Source organism: Lysobacter sp. CCNWLW3, from assembly GCF_036697405.1.
GTDB lineage: Bacteria > Pseudomonadota > Gammaproteobacteria > Xanthomonadales > Xanthomonadaceae > Lysobacter.
In genome coordinates, this window is sequence record NZ_JBAHWA010000011.1 from 1 (window position 1) to 17,317 (window position 17,317).

The window sequence follows — 17,317 nt, forward strand, 5'->3', positions numbered from 1 at the left end:
GGATTTTTCGAATGGACGTCCCTGTCCATTCGAAAAACGGCGCGCGTCCTGCGCGCCGCCCTTCGGGTCTACGGTTGCTCGCATGAGTGCGGGGCTATGGATTCCAATGCCACGGCCACGGCCACGGCCACGGCCACGGCCACGGCAACGGCCACGGCCACGGCCACGGCCACGGCAACGGCAACCGCAATCGCAATCGCAATCGCAATCGCAATCGCTACGCCGGCCGTAGGATGTGGTGAGCCTAGGCGAACCGCATCGTCGCGGGGTGGCGAATGGCCTCGACGACGCGGTCGTCGCCATCCCGCACGGGCATGGCCCGCGCGGAATCGGTGATTGCCTTGCGTGGCGATTCCGCCGGGTTCGCTCAGGGCCGCGCTTCCAGCACCAGGTTGAACGGGGTCTGGGTGGCGCGCCGGAAGCGGGTGAAGCCGCCTTCGCTCATGACCTGCTGCAGGCGCGCTTGCCCGGCCTGCGCGCCCAGGGCCGGGCCGTGGCGGGCCAGGGAAACGGGCACGCAGATCTGCGAGGACGCGCCGTAGTAGACCCGGCCGACCGGATTGAGGTTGTCCTCGACGCGATCGCCGGCGAAGGGTTCGACCAGCAGGCAGTGGCCGTCGGGCTTGAGCGCCTCGCGCGCGTGGCGCGCGGCGCCTACCGGATCGCCCATGTCGTGCAGGCAATCGAAGAAAGCGATCAGGTCGAAATTGCGGCCGCTGTAGCCGGTGGCGTCGGCGACCTCGAAATAGGCGTTGTCGATGCCGGCCTCTTGCGCGCGGCGGCGCGCGGTCTCGATCGAGGCCGGGTGGTAGTCGTAGCCGATGAAGCTGGTGTTCGGAAACGCCTTGGCCATCAGGGTGGTGCTGGCGCCGTGGCCGCAGCCGACGTCGGCGACCTTGCCGCCCTGGCGCAGCTTGTCCAGTACGCCGTCCAGCGCCGGCAGCCATTCGCCCAGCAGGTGCGCGTTGTAGCCGGCGCGGAAGAAGCGCTCGGTGCCGTGGAACAGGCAGGGGTGGTGCTCGCCCCATTCCATGCCGGCGCCGCTGCGGAAGTTCTGCTTGGTCCGTTCCAGCGCATGGAACGCGGCCTCGACGATGGAATAGGCGCCGGGCAGGTCGACCGGCCCGCCGGGATCGGCCAGGCACAGCGCTTGTTCCTCGCTGAGCCGGTAGCGTCCGTCGTCGGCGTCGTACTGGACGTAGCCGCCGGCCGCCTGGTTGCCCAGCCACTCGCGCGCGTAGCGCTCGTGGGTGCCGGTGCGCTCGGCCAGTTCGGCCGGACTCAGGGCTTCCTTCGCCAGCGCCCGGTAGTAGCCGAGCTGGTCGCCGACCAGGATCAGGGTGGCGCTGATGGCGGCGCCCAGGTCGCCGACCGCGCGGCCCAGGAATTCGTTGAGGCGTGCTTCATCGATGCTCATATCCGCGTTCCGACCGGTCCCTCCGTGGATGCGCGGCAAGGCCTGCCGCCAGCCCCATGCATTGGAGCCAACGCGCCGGGCGCGCGCGGACGGACAGCCGCCGGTCGGCGGGGGGCGGGAACGGGGAGGGCGCCGGGCCCGGACTCAGGCCGGGCTGGGCTTGCGCAGGTCCAGCGAGACCCGGATCAGGCCGGGCGCGTCCTGCTGGAATTCGCGCTCGAAGCCCAGCGACTGCGCCAGCGAGATCATGGCGTGGTTGTGCTCGAACACGTCGCCGTAGATGCGCTCGACCTTCTTGCCGCGCGCCCATTTGACCAGCCGCGTCATCAGGTAGCGGCCCAGGCCCATGTTGGCGATGAAGTGGCTGACCAGGATCGCGAACTCCGCGTCCTTGCCGTTGTCGTCGATGGCCACCCGCGCCACCGCGCCGACCAGGGCCTCGCCGGGCGGCAGCGGCTCGGCGGCGACCAGGGCGAATTCGGTCTTGGGATTGATCCGGGTGAAGCGCTCGGCCATCTCCGGGGTGAGTTCCTTCAGCGCGTAAAGAAAGCGCTGGCGGACTTCGTCGGGCTGCAGCAGGCCGAAGCCGGCGCGCAGCGGTTCTGCGTCCTCCGGTCGGATCGGACGAATGAGCAACTCGCGTCCGTTGGGGAGACGCTGACGCTCGTGCCAAGGCGGGAGTCTTTCGCGCGCGGCCATGCCCGGATATTGGCACACTGGAGGGGCTTACGGCTTCATGTCGGGATCACATGGACGAAAAATCTTGCGTGCCTGGGTCGGCGGCTGGCCGGGGGTGGTCGAAGACCTGAAGTGGAAGGAGGTGACGGTCTTCAGCGTCGGCGACCGTATGTTCTGTGCCTGCCGGCTGCAGGGGCCGGAGCCGGGCGGCATCAGTTTCCGGGTCGAGGACGAGCGTTTCCTGGAGCTGACCGAGCGCCCCGGCTTCCGTCCGGCGCCGTTCCTGGCCCGCGCCCACTGGGTCAACGTGCCCCAGCCGCAACGCCTGCCGGCGGCCGAGCTGCAGGCTTTGCTGCGCCGCAGCTACGAGCTGATCCGGGCCCGCCTGAGCAAGAAGCGCCAGCGCGAATTGGCCGACTGACCGGCCCGCCGCAGGGGCGGCGTGCGGCGCCCCGGGGCGCGCGGGCGCGGATGCTAGACTCCGCCGCTTCCGAACCTCACGAGCAGGACGACCATGGCAGGTGGTGGTGATTCGACCCGCGCGATTCTGTTCGCGCTAGGCGCCAATTTCGCGATCGCGGTGTCCAAGGGCGTGGCCGCGTTCTTCACCGGCTCCAGCGCCATGCTGGCCGAAACCGTGCACTCGCTGGCCGACTGCGGCAACCAGCTGCTGCTGTTGCTGGGCATGCGCCAGGCCAAGCGGCCGCCGTCGCCGGACTACCCGCTGGGCTACGGCAAGGCGATCTATTTCTGGTCCTTCCTGGTCGCGGTGATGCTGTTCACCGTCGGCGGCATGTTCTCCCTGTACGAGGGCATCCATAAGCTGCAGCACCCCGAGCCGCTGAAGCAGTGGTGGTGGGCGGCCGGCGTGCTCACCTTCGGCATCGCCGCCGAGGCGGTGTCGATGCGCGCCTGCCTGGTCGAGGTCAACAAGGCGCGCGGCAGCCGCAGCCTGTGGCAGTGGTTCCGCGAGAGCCGCCAGGCCGAACTGGTGGTGATCTTCGGCGAGGATCTGGCCGCGCTGTTCGGCCTGGTGTTCGCGCTGGCCGCGGTGCTGACCGCGGTGATCACCGGCAACCCGATCTGGGACGCCATCGGCACCATCGCCATCGGCGCCCTACTGATCGTGGTCGCGGTGTTCGTCGCCATCGAGGTCAAGGCCATGCTGATCGGCCAGAGCGTCGACCCGGCGCGCCAGCAGCAGATCCGCGACTTCCTCGACGGCCGTGCGGAGATCGCCCAGGTCATCAGCCTGATCACCCTGCAGCTGGGCAACGAGGTCATGGTCTCGGTGCAGGCGCGCATGCGCGAGGAGCACAGCGTCGCGGCCCTGACCGAGCAGATCAACACGGTCGAGCGGGCGATGAAGCAGGCCTTCCCGGAAGTGCGCTGGAGCTTCTTCGAGCCGGACAGCAAGGCCGGCCTCTGAGGCGCGGTACCGCACCGAGAAAAGTCCGGCCATGGCCGGGCTTTTCGCTTTTTGCGCGCGCGCAGGGTCAGGGAGCGGCGGCCCCGATGCCGGCGGCGGTCATTGCTGTACCCAGAATTCGATCGAATTGGTGGGCACGTTGATCGCCGCGACCGGGCCGCTCACGGTGGTCAGCGCCTGCTTCCACTGGTTCACGCGGTAGCGGTAACCCTTGAAGCTGCCGGTGCTGCCGAAGTTGATGTTGAAGGTGTAGGTGGGCGTGGCCGCGTCGCGGTTGGTCAGCACCACCACCAGCTTGCCGCCGGGCCCGCCCTGGCGGAAGGCGAGGATGCGCTTGTCCTTGTAAGGCCGGGATACGCCATTGGAATCGGTAAACAAGGGTTCGTCCACCTGGTAACGCTGCGAGTTCCACGGCATCCATTCCAGGAAGCCGACGATCGCCCGCCAGTTGCGCAGTTCGTAATCGAAGTGGCCCGGCTGGATGTGGGCGAACTTGCTGAAGTCGGTGTCGTCGGCCGGCCGCCAGTAGCCCAGCGCATAGCCCTCGGCCTCGGAGTTGTAGGTCGGCTTGAGCGCGTGCAGCCAATACCAGGTCGGCGAGTCGACGAAGGTGAACCAGTTCATGATCGACTGCGCGGTGTTCATCATCCGCGCCTCGGAGGTGCCGCCGCTGAGGTATTCGAACTCGTTGTTGTAGACCGCCTTGCCCATGCGGTTGGCGTTGAACATCGCCGCATTGTCGATCTGGTCGTTCGAGTTGTAGCCGATCCTATGCCAGGTCCAGGCATCGACCAGGTTCATGTCCAAGCCGTTGCGCAGGGCCTCGCGTTTCTGTCCGTCCCAGCTGTTGGCGTGCAGATGGATGTCGGGGTGGGCGGCGCGAACCTTTGCGGCCACCGCGTTGTAGGCGGCGACGTATTGGCTGTCGGTGTAGTAGCAGTGCGAGTACGGCAGGGTCGCCGAGTGGGGTGCCTCGTTCTGCAGGCCGAACTGGACCACCGGTATGCCGTTGGCCTGCAGGTGGTCGATGTCTCCCACCACCGCGTCGCCGAACTGGCCGAGGAAGGTGGCGTCGAATTGCTTGAGCGAGCCGCCGATATAGCTGTCCGTCGATTTCCACGCCGGCGGTGGCGACCAGTACTCGAGGTTCACGCCTTCCACGCCGGATTGCTGGATCAGCGTCGCCAGTTCCGGCAGTTGTTCCGGCCAGCGGCCGTCGAGGTTCTTGCCGTCGTTGCGCAGGCCGCGCAGGTACAAGCCGCCCGCGAGGCGGATATAGCGGAAACCGTAGCCGCGTCCGATCAGGTCGGTGGCCAGGCGGCTGCGTTCGCTCGCCGTCAGGTCGTGCGGCACCGAGGTCGTCGCGGTCGGCAGACCGTTGTTGCCCGAGCCGATGGAATCGCTCTGGATTTCCACGCCCAGGCCCCAGATCACCTGTTTGGGCACGTCCAAACGCACGTTGTATTGCTGTGCGGTCGCCAATGGCGCGAACGCGGCCAGCGCGACCGCGCAGCCGGCGTACAGCAACGATTGCCACTTTTTCGCTTGTTTCATCGCTCCTCCTCCCGGACCCGGGAATCGGGTCCGATGCGCCTAGCCGCGACACCGTGGCGCCGCGGCGGATCCGCCGAGAGCGGGGACGTGGAGCGGGCGCGATGCCCGCGTGGGGTGTCCGGGACTCCTGGGGTCCTAAATCAAATGGGTGGTGGAATCAGAGTGGCTCCAATGTCGGGACGGGGAGGCGCGATTGCGGCCGCGACGCGTGGCGCGGCCGGCGTCAGCGCGCCGCGCCGGTGCGCCGGCGCGACACGCGCCAGGCCGCCCAGGCGATCGCCAGCAGCGCCAGGCCGAACACCAGCAGCGCGGCGCGGCCGTCGCGGTTGAACGCCAGCAGCGCCAGGGTCAGCAGGCCCGAGGCGCCGAGCGACAGCGCCACCACCTTGGCCGGCGCGTGGTCCACGCCGTGCTCGCCCGGCGGCGTCGGCGCATAGGCGTCCACGCGCGCCTGCACTGCGCTCCAGGCCGGTTGCGGCTTGCGCCGCAGCAGATGGGCGACGGTCAGGATGGCGACCGGCAGCACCGCGCCGACCAGCACGTCGGCGATGCGCGGATTCGCTTGCACCCACGCCGCCAGGGCCGGCGAGCCCAAGGCGCCGTCGAGGCCGAACTTCACCCACAGGCCGGCCAGGAAACTCAGTCCCGCGGTCGCGGTGACCGCCGCCATGCCGATGCGTCCGCTCAGCAGGCCCCAGATGGTCGGCGCCATCAACGGCCCGAACAGCATGCCGGTGAGGGTCAGCACGATCTTTTCGGCGCCGCCGAGGTAGGGCACCAGCGACGCGACGACGACCAGGGCCACGCCGATCAGCAGGGTGAACCAGCGCCCGGCGGCGACCAGGCGGGCGTCGCTCGCGGCCGGCCGGAACAGGCGCCGGTAGAACTGCTCGGTGAGCACGCCGGCGAATACGTTGATCTGGCCGCTGATCGCGCTGGCGGTGGCCGAGAACATCGCCGCCATCATCAGTCCGAGCATGCCCGCCGGCAGCACCAGCTGACTGGCCAGGATGTAGGCCTGCTCGGGATCGGCGTCGGCGCGCAGCATGCGGAACAGGATCGGCGGGGTCAGCCACAAGGCCGGGCTGATCAGATAGAGCGCGCCGAACAGGTAGGCGCTCTTTTTGGCGTCGCGGTCGCTGGGGACGCAGATGTAGCGCTGCGCGAACGCCCATTCCGCGCCGACCAGGAAGAAGTGCACGCCGACCCAGCCGGCCATGAACCACCATGTGTACTGGTCGGAGGTCGGCGAGAAGAAGCCGGCCGGCAGCGCGGCCAGCTCGACGCCGCTGTTGACCTTCAACAGCAGCAGGGGGATCACGAACAGCACCGCCAGCTGCAGCACGATGAATTGCAGCACGTCGGTCATCAACACGGCCCACAGGCCGCCGGCGACGGTGTAGGTGATGACCACCGCGCCGAACAGCAGGATCGCGAACTTCAGCGACAAATGGCCGGTGACGGGGTCGCGCAGGACGTGGCCGGGTTCCAGCGGCACCAGCGCGACCAGCATCACCGACACCGCGTACAGCGCCACGCCGGTGGAGACGATGCGCACGCCCATCATCGCCCAGGTGTACAGCTGCACCGCGCCCTTGCCGAAGCGAAGCTCGACGAATTCCGCCGGCGTGGTGACGCCGGTGCGGCGCCAGCGCCCGGCGACGAACAGGCCGACCAGGATCGCCGACAAGCCGATGCAGGTATTGATGGCGATGGCGACCACGCCCTCGCGATAGGCCAGGCCGCCCCAGACCACGAAGGTGCCGGCCGATTTGAGCGTCATGAACCCGCTCAGGCCCGACACCCACCACGGCGATTGGCCGCCGGCGGCGAACATGTCCTGCGAGCGTTTATTGCGCCCGGCGTAGTGCAGACCGACGGCAAGGGTGCCGATCAGGTAAGCCGCCAGTACGATGCAGTCGATCAGCGCCATGATTCTCGCCAGCAACGGGATGGGAAGCCGCGGGATGGAATCCCCGCCCGCGGCGGACGAACGGATCTCAGAAGCGCACGCGGAAGGTCAGGCCGGCGTAGCGACGGAAATCGCGCGACAGTTGCTGGGCGTAGGCGTTGGCGCCGCCGGCGCCGCTGACCGCCATGATGTTGGCCGCGTATTGCTCGTCGAACAGGTTTTTGACGAACAGGCCGAGGTCGTACTTGCCGCCGCCCCAGATCAGGCCCATCGACAGATCGGCCACGCCGTAGGCGTCCTGGCTCATGTTCGGGTTCTGGCTGATGTCGAACACGACCCGGTCCTGCCAGCGGTAGTCGGCCTGCAGGTAGCCGTCGAAGCGTTCGCTGAGCGGACCCTCCAGGCGCGCGCTCAGGGTGTAACGCCATTGCGGGGCGTTCATGAACGGCTTGCCGTCCAGGTTCTGCACCGCCGGCCGGCCCGGCGCCGAGGGCGCGCAGCCCTGCGCCGCGGTCTGGCCGGTGTAGCAGGGGCCGTTGGGCACGTTGAGGAAGCGCGCATCCAGGTAGGTCACGCCGCCGCTGAGGCTGAGGTACTGGTTGGGGCGCAGGGCGAATTCGGCTTCGATGCCGTCCACCGCGACGGTGCCGGCGCTGGTCAGCACCACCAGGCCGGTGGCGGCGTTGAAGGTCTGGGCCTGGTAGTCGTCGAAGCGGGTGCGGAAGCCGGTCAGATTCAGGCGCAGGGCGTCGTCGAACAGTTGCGTCTTCAGGCCGGCCTCGATCAGCGTCGAGGTTTCCGCCGGCGCGGGCAGCACCGCGAACTGCGCCGCCGACAGCCCGAGCGTGGCGGCCAGGCCCTCGCTCTTGTAGCCGGTGCTGTAGCTCACGTAGCCGGTGATCTTGGGCGTGAAATCGTAGCTGGCGCTGAGCTTGCCGATGGTCGCGCTGTCGCTGTAGCGGCCCACGACGGGTCCGAAGGCGGGATTGGTGGGCGGCGCGGCCGAGCCGTTGAAATAGCCGGACACGGGGCGGACGAAGCGCAGTTCCTGGTGCTCGTCCAGATAGCGCAAGCCGCCGGTGAGGGTGAAGCGATCGGTCAGGCGCCAGTTGGCCTGGCCGAACACCGAGACGTTGCGGGTGTCGACCACCGAATGGCCGGTCAGCACGCCTTCGTCGCCGGGGATTACCGGCACGATGCTGCCGTCGGGCGCGATCGCGGCGACCGCGCCGATGTTCAGGCCGCGCCGGTCGAGGAAGTTGTAGACCGAGCCGTCGAAGTAGTACAGGCCGACGACGTAGTCGAAGCGGCCGTCGGTGGGCGAGGCCAGGCGCAGTTCCTGCGAGGTGGTGCGGCTGGATTCGATGTTGAAATTGGAGCGGATGAAACGGCCCTGGGTGTTGTCCAGGTCGACGTCGCTGCGATTGTCGAACTTGCGATAGGCCGAGATGCTGGTCAGCGTGTGATTGCCCAGGGCGATGTCGGCGGTCAGCGAGGCGCCGTAGTTCTTCTGGCGCACGAACGGCGAGACGTCGTTGTTGACCTGGTCGTTGCCGCGGCCGACCGGCGTGCCGGTGGCGACCGCGCGCGGATTGTTGCTGGCCACGATCAGGGGCAGGGCGCAGCAATCGGCATCCAGCTTGGAATAGTCGGCGCTGAACAGCACGGTCGAGCGTTGGTCGTCGGAGCGCCAGGCGAGCTTGGCGCGCGCGCCGTAGGCTTCCTGGTCGTTGACGCTGCGGCCGGTGGCCCGGTTGTCGACGTTGCCGTCCTGGGTCCGGTAGAAACCGGCCAGACGGTAGGCGAAGTTGGGCGAGAGCGGGCCGGAGACGTCGCCGTTGAGGCGGTACTCGTTGTCCTGCGCGACCAGCGCGGACAGGCCGCCGCCGACGCCGTCGAAATCCGGGCTGCGGGTGATCACGTTGATCACGCCGGCCGAGGAGTTCTTGCCGAACAAAGTGCCTTGCGGGCCACGCAGCACTTCCACCCGTTCGATGTCGCCCAGGTCGCTGAAGGCCGAGCCCGGACGCTGCAGGACCACGCCGTCGACCACGGTCGAAACGCTGGGCTCGACGCCGGTGGAGAACACGTCGGTGCCGACGCCGCGGATGCGGATCGAGTTGTTGCGCAGCTCGTTGCCGGCCGAGAAGGTCACGCTGGGCACCAGGGTCGCCAGGTTGCTGATGTCGGTGGCGTTTATCCGCTCCAGCGCATCGGAGCTCACCACCGAGACCGCGAGCGGGATCTTTTGCGCGTTTTCGCGGCGGTGTTGCGAGGTGACGGTGATCGCGTCGAGCGTGGTCGCCGACGGTGCGTCGGCGCCGGCATCGGCGGCCGGCTCCGGATCGGTTTGCGCCGTCGCATCGGCGGAGGCCGGCGGCTTGGATTGGGCCTGCGCCGGTTCGGCCGCCAGCGCGGCCAGTGCCGTCAGGACCGCCAGCACTAGGTACTTGGTTTGCATGGTCACCCTCCCGAGGTGCATCGCCGCGCCCACACGGTTCGGCCGGCTTCACGGACCTTATAGCAGGCTTTTCCAAGATAAGGAACTATGTTCCGTATTTTGGTCAAAAGGCCGGCTTGGTCGGGAACCAGCCGGGTCGGGCCGGGTCCAGGTAGGCCCCGGCGATGTCGCCGACCCGGTAGGTCTCAAGGGCCGCCTCATCGATTTCAACGCCCAAACCGGGGGCCATCGGCACCTCGTAGGCGCCGTCCTTCAGGGCGGGCGGATTGCGCACCACGTCCGCGGCGAGGTAGGCGCGCTCGGTGTCGATGGCCAGGTTCATGTTGGGGATGGAGGCGGCCAGGTGGATGTAGGCGGCCTGGGAGATGCCGAGCTCGGCGCCGCTGTGCAGGGTCACCGGGAGGTCGGCGCCCTCGGCGATCGCGGCCGATTTGATGGTCTGCCACAGGCCGCCGGCTTCGTGCGGGTCGAGCAGGATCACGTCGGCGGCATCGGCGCGCACGATCGCGGCCACGTCCTCCAGGGTGTAAGCGCTCTCGTCCAGCGCCACCGGCGTGGATTGGGCGCGGCGCAGGTGGGCGTGGCCTTCGAGGTTCTCCAACGGCAGCGGCTGTTCGATGTAGGCCAGGTCCAGGGCTTCGAACCGGCGCAGCTGGCGGCGGGCGGTGCCCGGGTGCCAGGCGCCGTTGACGTCGGCGCGCAGCGGGGCGTCGCCGATGCGGGCGCGGACCGCGGCGAGGATGGCGTAGTCGGCGGCCTCGCCGAAGCCGATCTTGGCCTTGAAGGTGCCGTAGCCCTGGTCGAGAAACCAGGCCGCCTTGTCGGCGCAGGCCTTGGGGTCGGCCAGGAACAGGTAGGCCGAGGCCGGCACGCGCTCGCGCCACAGGCCGCCCCAGAGCGCGTGCAGGGGCTGGTCGGCGGCCTTGCCCAGGGCGTCCCACATCGCCATTTCCATGGCCGCGATGGCCATGACCGCGGCGCGTTTGTGGTGGTAGTAGCCCGCCCCGAGCACGTGCCGGCCGAAGCGCTCGACCTGGCTGGGCGCGTAGCCCAGGGCCAGCGGCGCCACGATCCTCTCGAACACCGCGCGTACCGGTTCGATCAGGCAGATGGTCTCGCCCCAGCCGACGATGCCGGCGTCGGTCTGGATCTTGCAGACCAGGCGGGTGGCGCCGGTGCGCGCGCCGGAGGCCCAGGCGATCGACTCGGTCAGGGGGATGCGCAGCATCCAATGGGAGACTTGGGTGATCTTCATCGGCAATCTCGCGGTCGGCTTGCGGAATTGCCGTTCTATCATATAGGATTGGAACCGTCAGCCCATATGTTGGGATTAGTAGGGACGCAGACATGCAAAGTGCCGGCAAGGTACCGCCAGAAGACGATGGGGATAACGACAAGCGCTTCGCCATTCCGGGCGCGCAAGCGTTGTCCAAGGGGCTCAGCCTGCTCAGCCTGATCGCGGAGGCGCCGCATCCGCTGCGCTTCGGCGACCTGATGCGCTACTCCGGCATGCCCAAGAGCACCCTGCACCGGATGCTGCAGACGCTGATCGATTTCCGCCTGATCCGCTTCGAGGAGGGCTCCCAGACCTACCGCCTGGGCCTGCGCCTGTTCGAGATGGCGCATCGGGTCTGGAGCGAGTTCGACCTGCGCAGCGCGGCCGAGCCGGAACTGCTGCGCCTGCGCGAGCTGGCCCAGGAAACCACCCGCCTGGGCGTGCTGGACGGTGCGGAGGTGCTGATCATCGACCAGCGCGACCACATCCAGGCCATGCGCATGGCCAATGGCGTGGGCAGTCGCCTGTCCGCAGGCGCCAGCGCGGTCGGCAAGGCCTTGTTGGCCTACCGGCCGCCGGAGGAACTGCAGCGCTACCTGGCCTCCAGCGCGCTCAAGGCGCTGACGCCGAACTCGATCCTCAATCCGGTCGAGATGCAACGCGAACTGGACCTGATCAAGGCGCGTGGCTACGCGGTATCGGTCGAAGAATCGCACCTGGGCATCAGCGCGGTGGCCGCGCCGATCCTCGACCACCGCGGCGAAGCCATCGGCGCGATCAGCATCAGCGGGCCGTCGTTCCGCCTTCCTTCCGACCGTTTGCATGCGCTGGGGCGCGACGTCATCGAAGGTGCACGGCGCATTTCCGGCAACGTGGGTGAAACCTTCATGTCCATTTCCAGCGCCGTCAGCCCGAGCCACGCGGCCGACGCCAAAGTGCGTTGCGCGATTCCGCACAGCGCCTTCCTGGGCGAAGCCCCGTATTGGATCGGCAGCGCGCAGTCGCTGCTCTGGGTCGATATCCTCGCGCCTTCGGTGCACCTGTCCAATCTGAGTACCGGCGATACCCGCACCACGCCGCTGGGCGAACTGGTGGGCATGGTGGTGCCGCGCCGGCGCGGCGGCTATGTCGCCGCCACCCAGAGCGGCTTCCGCAGCCTGGATCTGCGCAGCGGCGAAATGGCGCCGCTGGCCAGCCCGCCGGGCATGTCGGGGCGGCGTTTCAACGACGGCAAGTGCGATGCGCTGGGCCGGCTCTGGGCCGGCACCCTGGCGCTGGATGCCAGCCCGGACCGCGGCTCGCTCTATCGCCTGGACGTGGACGGCAGCCTGCGCGAGATGGAGAGCGGCTTCCACATCTGCAACGGCATGGGCTGGAGCCCGGACTCCAAGCGTTTCTACCTGGCCGACTCCGGGCGCCGCACGATCTACGCCTACGATTACGATCTGGCGGCCGGCGAACTGTCCAACAAGGCGGTCTTCGCCACGTTCGACAGCAGCGAGGGCATGCCCGACGGCCTGGCCATCGACGCGCAGGGCCATTTGTGGTGCGCGATGTGGGACGGCTGGGCGGTCCGGCGCTACGCTCCGGACGGCACCCTGGAACGCACGATCGACCTGCCGGTGCCGAGGCCGAGCAGTTGCGCCTTCGGCGGCGAAGATCTCAAGACGCTGTACATCACCTCCGCGCGCATACGCCTGTCGGCCACGCAGTTGGCGGCCGCGCCCCTGTCGGGCAGCATCCTGGCGGTGCAGGTCGAGGTGCCGGGCGCGCCGGTCGGCGAGTACGGCGGCTGAGATGGCGATCTATCCTTCGCTCGCGGGCAAGCCGATCCTGATCAGCGGCGGCGGCAGCGGTATCGGCGCGGCCATGGTCGAGGCCTTCGCGCGCCAGGACGCGGAAGTGTTCTTCCTCGATATCGACGCGCGGGCGGCGGCGGATACGGCATCGCGCGTGGCCGACCGCGGCCACGCGCTGCCGCGTTATGCGGTGTGCGATCTGCGCGACATCGACGCCAGCCTGCGCGCGGTCGAAAGCCTGCTCGACGGCCGCGTGCCGCATGCCCTGATCAACAACGCCGGCAACGATCAGGCCCAGCCCCTGGGCGAGGTCTCCGTCGCGGACTGGGACGACCGCGTCGCGGTCAACCTGCGCCACCAGTTCTTTCTCGCCCAGGCGGTGTCGGGGCCGATGCGCGCCGCCGGACGCGGCGTGATCGTCAATCTCGGTTCGATCTCCTGGATGATGGGCGCGGTCGGGGTGCCGGTGTACGCGACCCTGAAGTCGGCGGTGGCGGGGCTCACCAAAAGTCTGGCGCGCGAACTCGGCGCGGCCGGCATCCGCGTCAACGCGATCGCACCGGGCTGGGTGCTGACCGAGCGCCAGCTGGAGAAAGGGCGCCTGGACCCGAGCAAGTTCGTGCGCTATCTCGAACGCCAGTGCCTGAAAACCCACCTGAACCCCGGCGACGTGGCCGAGATGGCGCTGTGGTTGTGCGCCGACGAAAGCGCGATGTGCACCGGTCAGACTTTCGTCGTCGACGGCGGGGTGGTCTGATTTGTCCGCGCGAGCTGCGCTGATCGGCGTGGACTGGGGCGGCACCCATCTGCGCGCGTTGCTGATCGCCGCGGACGGCCGCGTGATCGCGCGCCGCGAGACCGCCTGCGGCGCGATCTCGCTGGGTGCGGGCGAGCACCCGGCCGTCCTCGAAGGGCTGCTCGGCGATTGGCGTGCGCAGGGGCTGCCTGTGCTGGTCTGCGGCATGGCCGGCGCGCGCAACGGCTGGCGGGAGCTCGCGTATCGCGACTGTCCCGCCGGCGCGGATGAGCTGCGCGCGGGGCTGGTCGAAGTCGAGGCCGGCATCCGCCTCGTGCCCGGAGTGAAACGCGACAGCGCATCGGCCGGCGTCGAAGTCATGCGCGGCGAGGAAACCCAGGTGCTGGGCGCGATCGCGCTGGATCCGGCCCATGCCGAGGCGCTGGTGATCTGCCCGGGCACGCATTCCAAGTGGGTGCGTGCGAGCGCAGGGCGCATTGCCGATTTTCGCACCTGCATCACCGGCGAGTTGTTCGCCGCGCTCGCTGCGCGTTGGTCGAAGACCGAGGCGGCTGCGGAACCCGCTTGGCCGGCGTTCGATCGGGGCCTCGCCGTCGGCCTGCGCGACCCGCTGTCGTCGGCGCTGTTCTCCGTGCGTTCCGGCTACGCCACCCGGCGCCTGGACGAAGGCGAAATCCGCGACTATCTGTCCGGCGTATTGATCGGCGCGGAGATCGCCGCCTGCCGGGAGAGCGTCGACCTCCGCCCCGGCGATGGCGCGCCGACCTTGATCGTGGGCGCGCCGGAGCTGGCGCGGCGCTACGCGCGGGCGCTGGCCGCGGTCGGCGCCGCCGCGCCCATCGCGCTCGACGCCGACGCCTGCGTGGCAGGCGGTCTGTCGCGCATTCTGGCCGCGGGCGGGCAGGCGTGAACCTGTCCTTCCTGCTCGCGCATCCGGTGGTCGCGATCCTGCGCGGCCTGGTGCCCGAGCGCGCGCTCGAGATCGGTTGGGCGCTGTTCGACGCCGGCGTGCGGGTCATGGAAGTTCCGCTCAATTCGCCCGATGCGCTGTCCAGCATCCGGGTCTTGAGCGCGCAGTTCGCCGGAAGCGCCCTGGTCGGCGCCGGCACCGTGCTCGACGGCGGCCAGGTCGCCGCGGTCGCCCAGGCAGGCGGCCGCCTGATCGTGTCCCCCAATACCGATGCCCTGGTGATCGCGGAGAGCCGCGCGTCGGGCCTGATTTCCCTGCCCGGCGTATTCACTCCGACCGAGGCGTTCCAGGCGCTGCGTGCCGGCGCCGACGGCCTGAAATTGTTTCCGGCCGACAGCGGCGGGCCCGGCGGCTTGCGTGCCTTGCGCGCGGTGCTGCCGGCCGACGTCCCGGTGTTCGCCGTCGGCGGCGTGTTGGTCTCCAACCTGGGGCAATGGCGCGCGGCCGGAGCCGACGGCGTCGGTGTGGGCTCGGCCCTGTTCCGACCGGAGATGAGCGCCGCCCAGGTCCACGACACGGCCTTGAGATTCGTTCGCGAGTGGGAGCGGCTGACGCTGGAATCGGCGAACCGCTAAGGGCTTGGCTCGGCCGCGGATCGCAGCAGGTCTTGGCGCCGCTGGAGCGCGCACGCGTCGATGAGCCGGTGCGGGCCTCATAATCGGCGCGATCGCTAGGGAGCGAGCTGGCATGAAAACGCTGCATTCGGTGCTGCTGTCGACGGCGATAATGGCGGCGACCGCAGGCGTATTGGGCTACGCCGCCTACCGCTACGCCGCGGCCATGGGCGAGCGCCTGGACGCCGAGGCGCGTTCGCCCAAGCCGGGCATGCCCGACGCCGCTGCGCAGGCGCGCACCGAACAGGCGGCCGCGGCGGTGCTGGCATCGCTGCGGCCGCGGCTGCAAGCCAGCGAGCGCCCGGTGGCGCGGATCACGCTGACGCCGATGGCACGCGACGAACTCGAGGCCAGCAAGCTCGGCGGCCGCGCCTACTGGGCCGCGGGCCGCGATTACCCACGCGATCCCGGCGGCCGGCCACTGGTGCTGCTGGCCCAGATCGATCTGGCCGAGGCCCGCCTGGACGGCGCGCCGCAGCGAGGTCTACTGCAGTTCTTCATCTCCGATCGCGGCGACTATTACGGCGCCAACTTCGACGACCCCAAGCACGACGGCATGGACGCGCTGATGCGGCCGCTGGGGTTCCGCGTGGTGCATTGGCCCGACGCGAGCGCGCCGGCGGTGGCGCCGCCGGCGGATGCGGCCGACAGCCAGCGCCTGCCTTTCGACCCGGTCACGCCACGACGGATGCGCTTCGTCGCCGGGCGCGAAGGCCTGGGCGGCAACGACAGCGGCTGGCCCGCGGCGATGGGCGCGTCGCTGGACGACCGCATCGACGCCTATGTGCAAGCGCATCCCGAGCAGGATCGCGATGCCCTGAACGATGCCTTGTTCGAAACCTTGTCGCGCAGCGGCCACAAGTTCGGCGGCCATCCGGACTTCACCCAGAGCGACCCGCGCGATCCCGGCGATCGACGCGTGCTGTTGCTGCAGCTCGACAGCGACGACAGCATGATGTGGGGCGATTCGGGCATCGCCAACTTCTTCATCGACCCCGACGATCTCAAGCGCGGCGAATTCGGCCGCGTCGCCTACCACTGGGACTGCTATTGATGCGGCTGCGTCCCTACGTGCCGGCCGATCGCGCGGCCTGCCTGGCGCTGTTCTCCAGCAACGCGCCCGATTATTTCGCCGAGCTCGAACGCGCCGATTTCATCCAGACCCTGGACGAGATCGACGACTACTTCGTGATCGAGGCGGCGGACGAGGGCATCGTCGCCTGCGGCGGCTACGCCGCCCTCGACGAGACGCCGAGCGTGGCCGCGCTGTGTTGGGGCATGGTGCGCCGCGACCTGCACCGGCGCGGCTACGGCGAACACCTGCTGTGCGAGCGCCTGCAGCGCATCGCCGCGCAGCCCGCGTTCCAGACCATCCTGATCGAGACCACCCAGTTCAGCCGCGATTTCTTCGCCCGCCACGGCTTCGTCGCCACCCGCCTGGCGGCCGACGGATTCGCGCCGGGCTACGACCTGGTCGAGATGCGACGGCCCGCGCGCTAGGGCCGCGCGCCGGTCAGGCCTCGGGCCGGACCAGCCACTGCAGATGCGAGCTCGCCGCCGGCGTCTCGCCCAGGGCCTTGGCCAGCAGCGGCAACACCGCGCCCAGGGTCTGGTCCAGCTGCCACGGCGGATTGATCAGCAGCAGGCCGCTGCCGTTCATGCGCAGCGGCGAGTCGTCGGCGCGCACCAGCAGTTCGGCGACCAGCACCGACTTGGCCGGCAGCGCGGCGGCGCGGCGGTAGAACGGTTGCAGCGAGCGCCGCAGCTTGATCGGGTACCACAGCGCGTAGCAGGCCTGCGGCCAGCGACCCAGCGATTCGCGCAGGGCGCCGATCGCGGTATCGAATTCTTCCAGTTGGGCTTCGTAGGGCGGGTCGATCAGGACCAGGCCGCGGTTGTAGCGGATCGCGCCGATCTTGGGCGGCAGCAGGGCCTTGAGCCCGGTGTAGCCGTCGCGCGCATGCACGGCCACGCGCGCGTCGCGGGCGAAATTGACCTTGAGCTGCGCGGCTTCCTCCGGTTGCAGTTCGCAGGCGGCGATGCGGTCGTCAGCGCGCAGGGCATGCGCGAGCAGCCAGGGCGAGCCCGGGTAGGCGGAGGCGCCGTGTTCGGCGCGGCAGGCCTTGACCGCGGCCAGATAGCGCGCAATGGCCGGATGCTTGGGCGCCTCGGCCTGGAGCCGGGCGATGCCGCCTTCGGCCTCGCCGGTGCGCAGCGCCGAGTTGCCGTCCAGCGGGTACAGCCCGCGTCCGGCATGGGTATCCACCGCGAACAGCGGCGCCGGTTTGACCGTGAGGGCGTCGCAAAGCGCGAGCAAGGCGACGTGCTTGAGCACGTCGGCGTGGTTGCCGGCATGGAAGGCGTGACGGTAGTTCATTTGCAGCCGGGAATAGGGAATAGGGAATAGGGAATCGACAGCGGGTGTGCTGAGACCTGCACCATACAGAAGC

At 69.2% G+C, this 17,317-nt stretch carries 16 protein-coding genes; 9 read left to right on the plus strand and 7 right to left on the minus strand.

Features of this window, described 5'->3' with window-relative positions:
• Positions 1 to 86 precede the first annotated feature (86 nt).
• Positions 87 to 242, plus strand: a complete 156-nt coding sequence (locus tag V1318_RS15810) for a hypothetical protein (protein WP_332940685.1) — start codon at positions 87 to 89, stop codon at positions 240 to 242.
• Positions 243 to 367: 125 nt separating this feature from the next.
• Here the strand turns inward: V1318_RS15810 and V1318_RS15815 are convergent, their stop codons facing one another.
• Together V1318_RS15815 and V1318_RS15820 are read right to left on the minus strand one after the other, a co-directional pair.
• Entirely contained in the window at positions 368 to 1,417 is a 1,050-nt protein-coding gene (locus V1318_RS15815) for a class I SAM-dependent methyltransferase (protein ID WP_332940686.1), read from the minus strand.
• 144 nt (positions 1,418 to 1,561) lie between these two features.
• Positions 1,562 to 2,116: a GNAT family N-acetyltransferase gene (locus tag V1318_RS15820; RefSeq protein WP_332940687.1), complete on the minus strand. Its 555-nt coding sequence runs from the start codon at positions 2,114 to 2,116 to the stop codon at positions 1,562 to 1,564.
• Positions 2,117 to 2,180: 64 nt separating this feature from the next.
• Between V1318_RS15820 and V1318_RS15825 the strand changes: the two genes are divergently transcribed.
• Entirely contained in the window at positions 2,181 to 2,516 is a 336-nt protein-coding gene (locus tag V1318_RS15825; RefSeq protein WP_332940688.1) for an MmcQ/YjbR family DNA-binding protein, read from the plus strand.
• Positions 2,517 to 2,609: 93 nt separating this feature from the next.
• A complete protein-coding gene (locus V1318_RS15830; RefSeq protein ID WP_332940689.1) occupies positions 2,610 to 3,524 on the plus strand; it encodes a cation diffusion facilitator family transporter in 915 nt (304 codons plus the stop codon).
• A 99-nt stretch (positions 3,525 to 3,623) separates the two neighbouring features.
• Here the strand turns inward: V1318_RS15830 and V1318_RS15835 are convergent, their stop codons facing one another.
• From V1318_RS15835 to V1318_RS15850, 4 genes are all read right to left on the minus strand, one after another.
• Complete coding sequence (locus V1318_RS15835; protein WP_332940690.1) at positions 3,624 to 5,078, minus strand: hypothetical protein; 1,455 nt, start codon at positions 5,076 to 5,078, stop codon at positions 3,624 to 3,626.
• Between the two features lie 223 nt (positions 5,079 to 5,301).
• Complete coding sequence (locus tag V1318_RS15840) at positions 5,302 to 7,011, minus strand: hypothetical protein (RefSeq protein WP_332940691.1); 1,710 nt, start codon at positions 7,009 to 7,011, stop codon at positions 5,302 to 5,304.
• Positions 7,012 to 7,078: 67 nt separating this feature from the next.
• Positions 7,079 to 9,451, minus strand: coding sequence for a TonB-dependent receptor (locus V1318_RS15845; RefSeq protein WP_332940692.1), 2,373 nt, complete (start codon positions 9,449 to 9,451; stop codon positions 7,079 to 7,081).
• 103 nt (positions 9,452 to 9,554) lie between these two features.
• Entirely contained in the window at positions 9,555 to 10,706 is a 1,152-nt protein-coding gene (locus V1318_RS15850; protein ID WP_332940693.1) for a mandelate racemase/muconate lactonizing enzyme family protein, read from the minus strand.
• A gap of 92 nt (positions 10,707 to 10,798) precedes the next feature.
• Between V1318_RS15850 and V1318_RS15855 the strand changes: the two genes are divergently transcribed.
• The 6 genes from V1318_RS15855 (at position 10,799) to V1318_RS15880 (ending at position 16,367) form a co-directional block, all read left to right on the plus strand.
• Positions 10,799 to 12,523 carry an SMP-30/gluconolactonase/LRE family protein gene (locus tag V1318_RS15855; RefSeq protein WP_332940695.1) on the plus strand — a complete coding sequence of 575 codons (1,725 nt, stop codon included), beginning with the start codon at positions 10,799 to 10,801 and terminating at the stop codon, positions 12,521 to 12,523.
• A 1-nt stretch (position 12,524) separates the two neighbouring features.
• On the plus strand, positions 12,525 to 13,283 hold the full coding sequence (locus V1318_RS15860) for an SDR family oxidoreductase (RefSeq protein WP_332940696.1): 759 nt from the start codon (positions 12,525 to 12,527) through the stop codon (positions 13,281 to 13,283).
• A 28-nt stretch (positions 13,284 to 13,311) separates the two neighbouring features.
• Positions 13,312 to 14,193 carry a 2-dehydro-3-deoxygalactonokinase gene (locus tag V1318_RS15865; RefSeq protein ID WP_332940697.1) on the plus strand — a complete coding sequence of 294 codons (882 nt, stop codon included), beginning with the start codon at positions 13,312 to 13,314 and terminating at the stop codon, positions 14,191 to 14,193.
• Positions 14,190 to 14,828, plus strand: coding sequence for a 2-dehydro-3-deoxy-6-phosphogalactonate aldolase (locus tag V1318_RS15870; RefSeq protein WP_332940698.1), 639 nt, complete (start codon positions 14,190 to 14,192; stop codon positions 14,826 to 14,828). Before V1318_RS15865 ends, V1318_RS15870 begins: the two co-directional genes overlap by 4 nt.
• A gap of 112 nt (positions 14,829 to 14,940) precedes the next feature.
• Positions 14,941 to 15,921, plus strand: coding sequence for a DUF1963 domain-containing protein (locus V1318_RS15875; RefSeq protein WP_332940699.1), 981 nt, complete (start codon positions 14,941 to 14,943; stop codon positions 15,919 to 15,921).
• Entirely contained in the window at positions 15,921 to 16,367 is a 447-nt protein-coding gene (locus V1318_RS15880) for a GNAT family N-acetyltransferase (protein ID WP_332940700.1), read from the plus strand. The genes V1318_RS15875 and V1318_RS15880 overlap by 1 nt, the downstream gene beginning before the upstream one ends.
• A 13-nt stretch (positions 16,368 to 16,380) precedes the next feature.
• Here the strand turns inward: V1318_RS15880 and rlmJ are convergent, their stop codons facing one another.
• Positions 16,381 to 17,244, minus strand: a complete 864-nt coding sequence (gene rlmJ / locus V1318_RS15885) for a 23S rRNA (adenine(2030)-N(6))-methyltransferase RlmJ (RefSeq protein WP_332940701.1) — start codon at positions 17,242 to 17,244, stop codon at positions 16,381 to 16,383.
• Positions 17,245 to 17,317 lie beyond the last annotated feature (73 nt).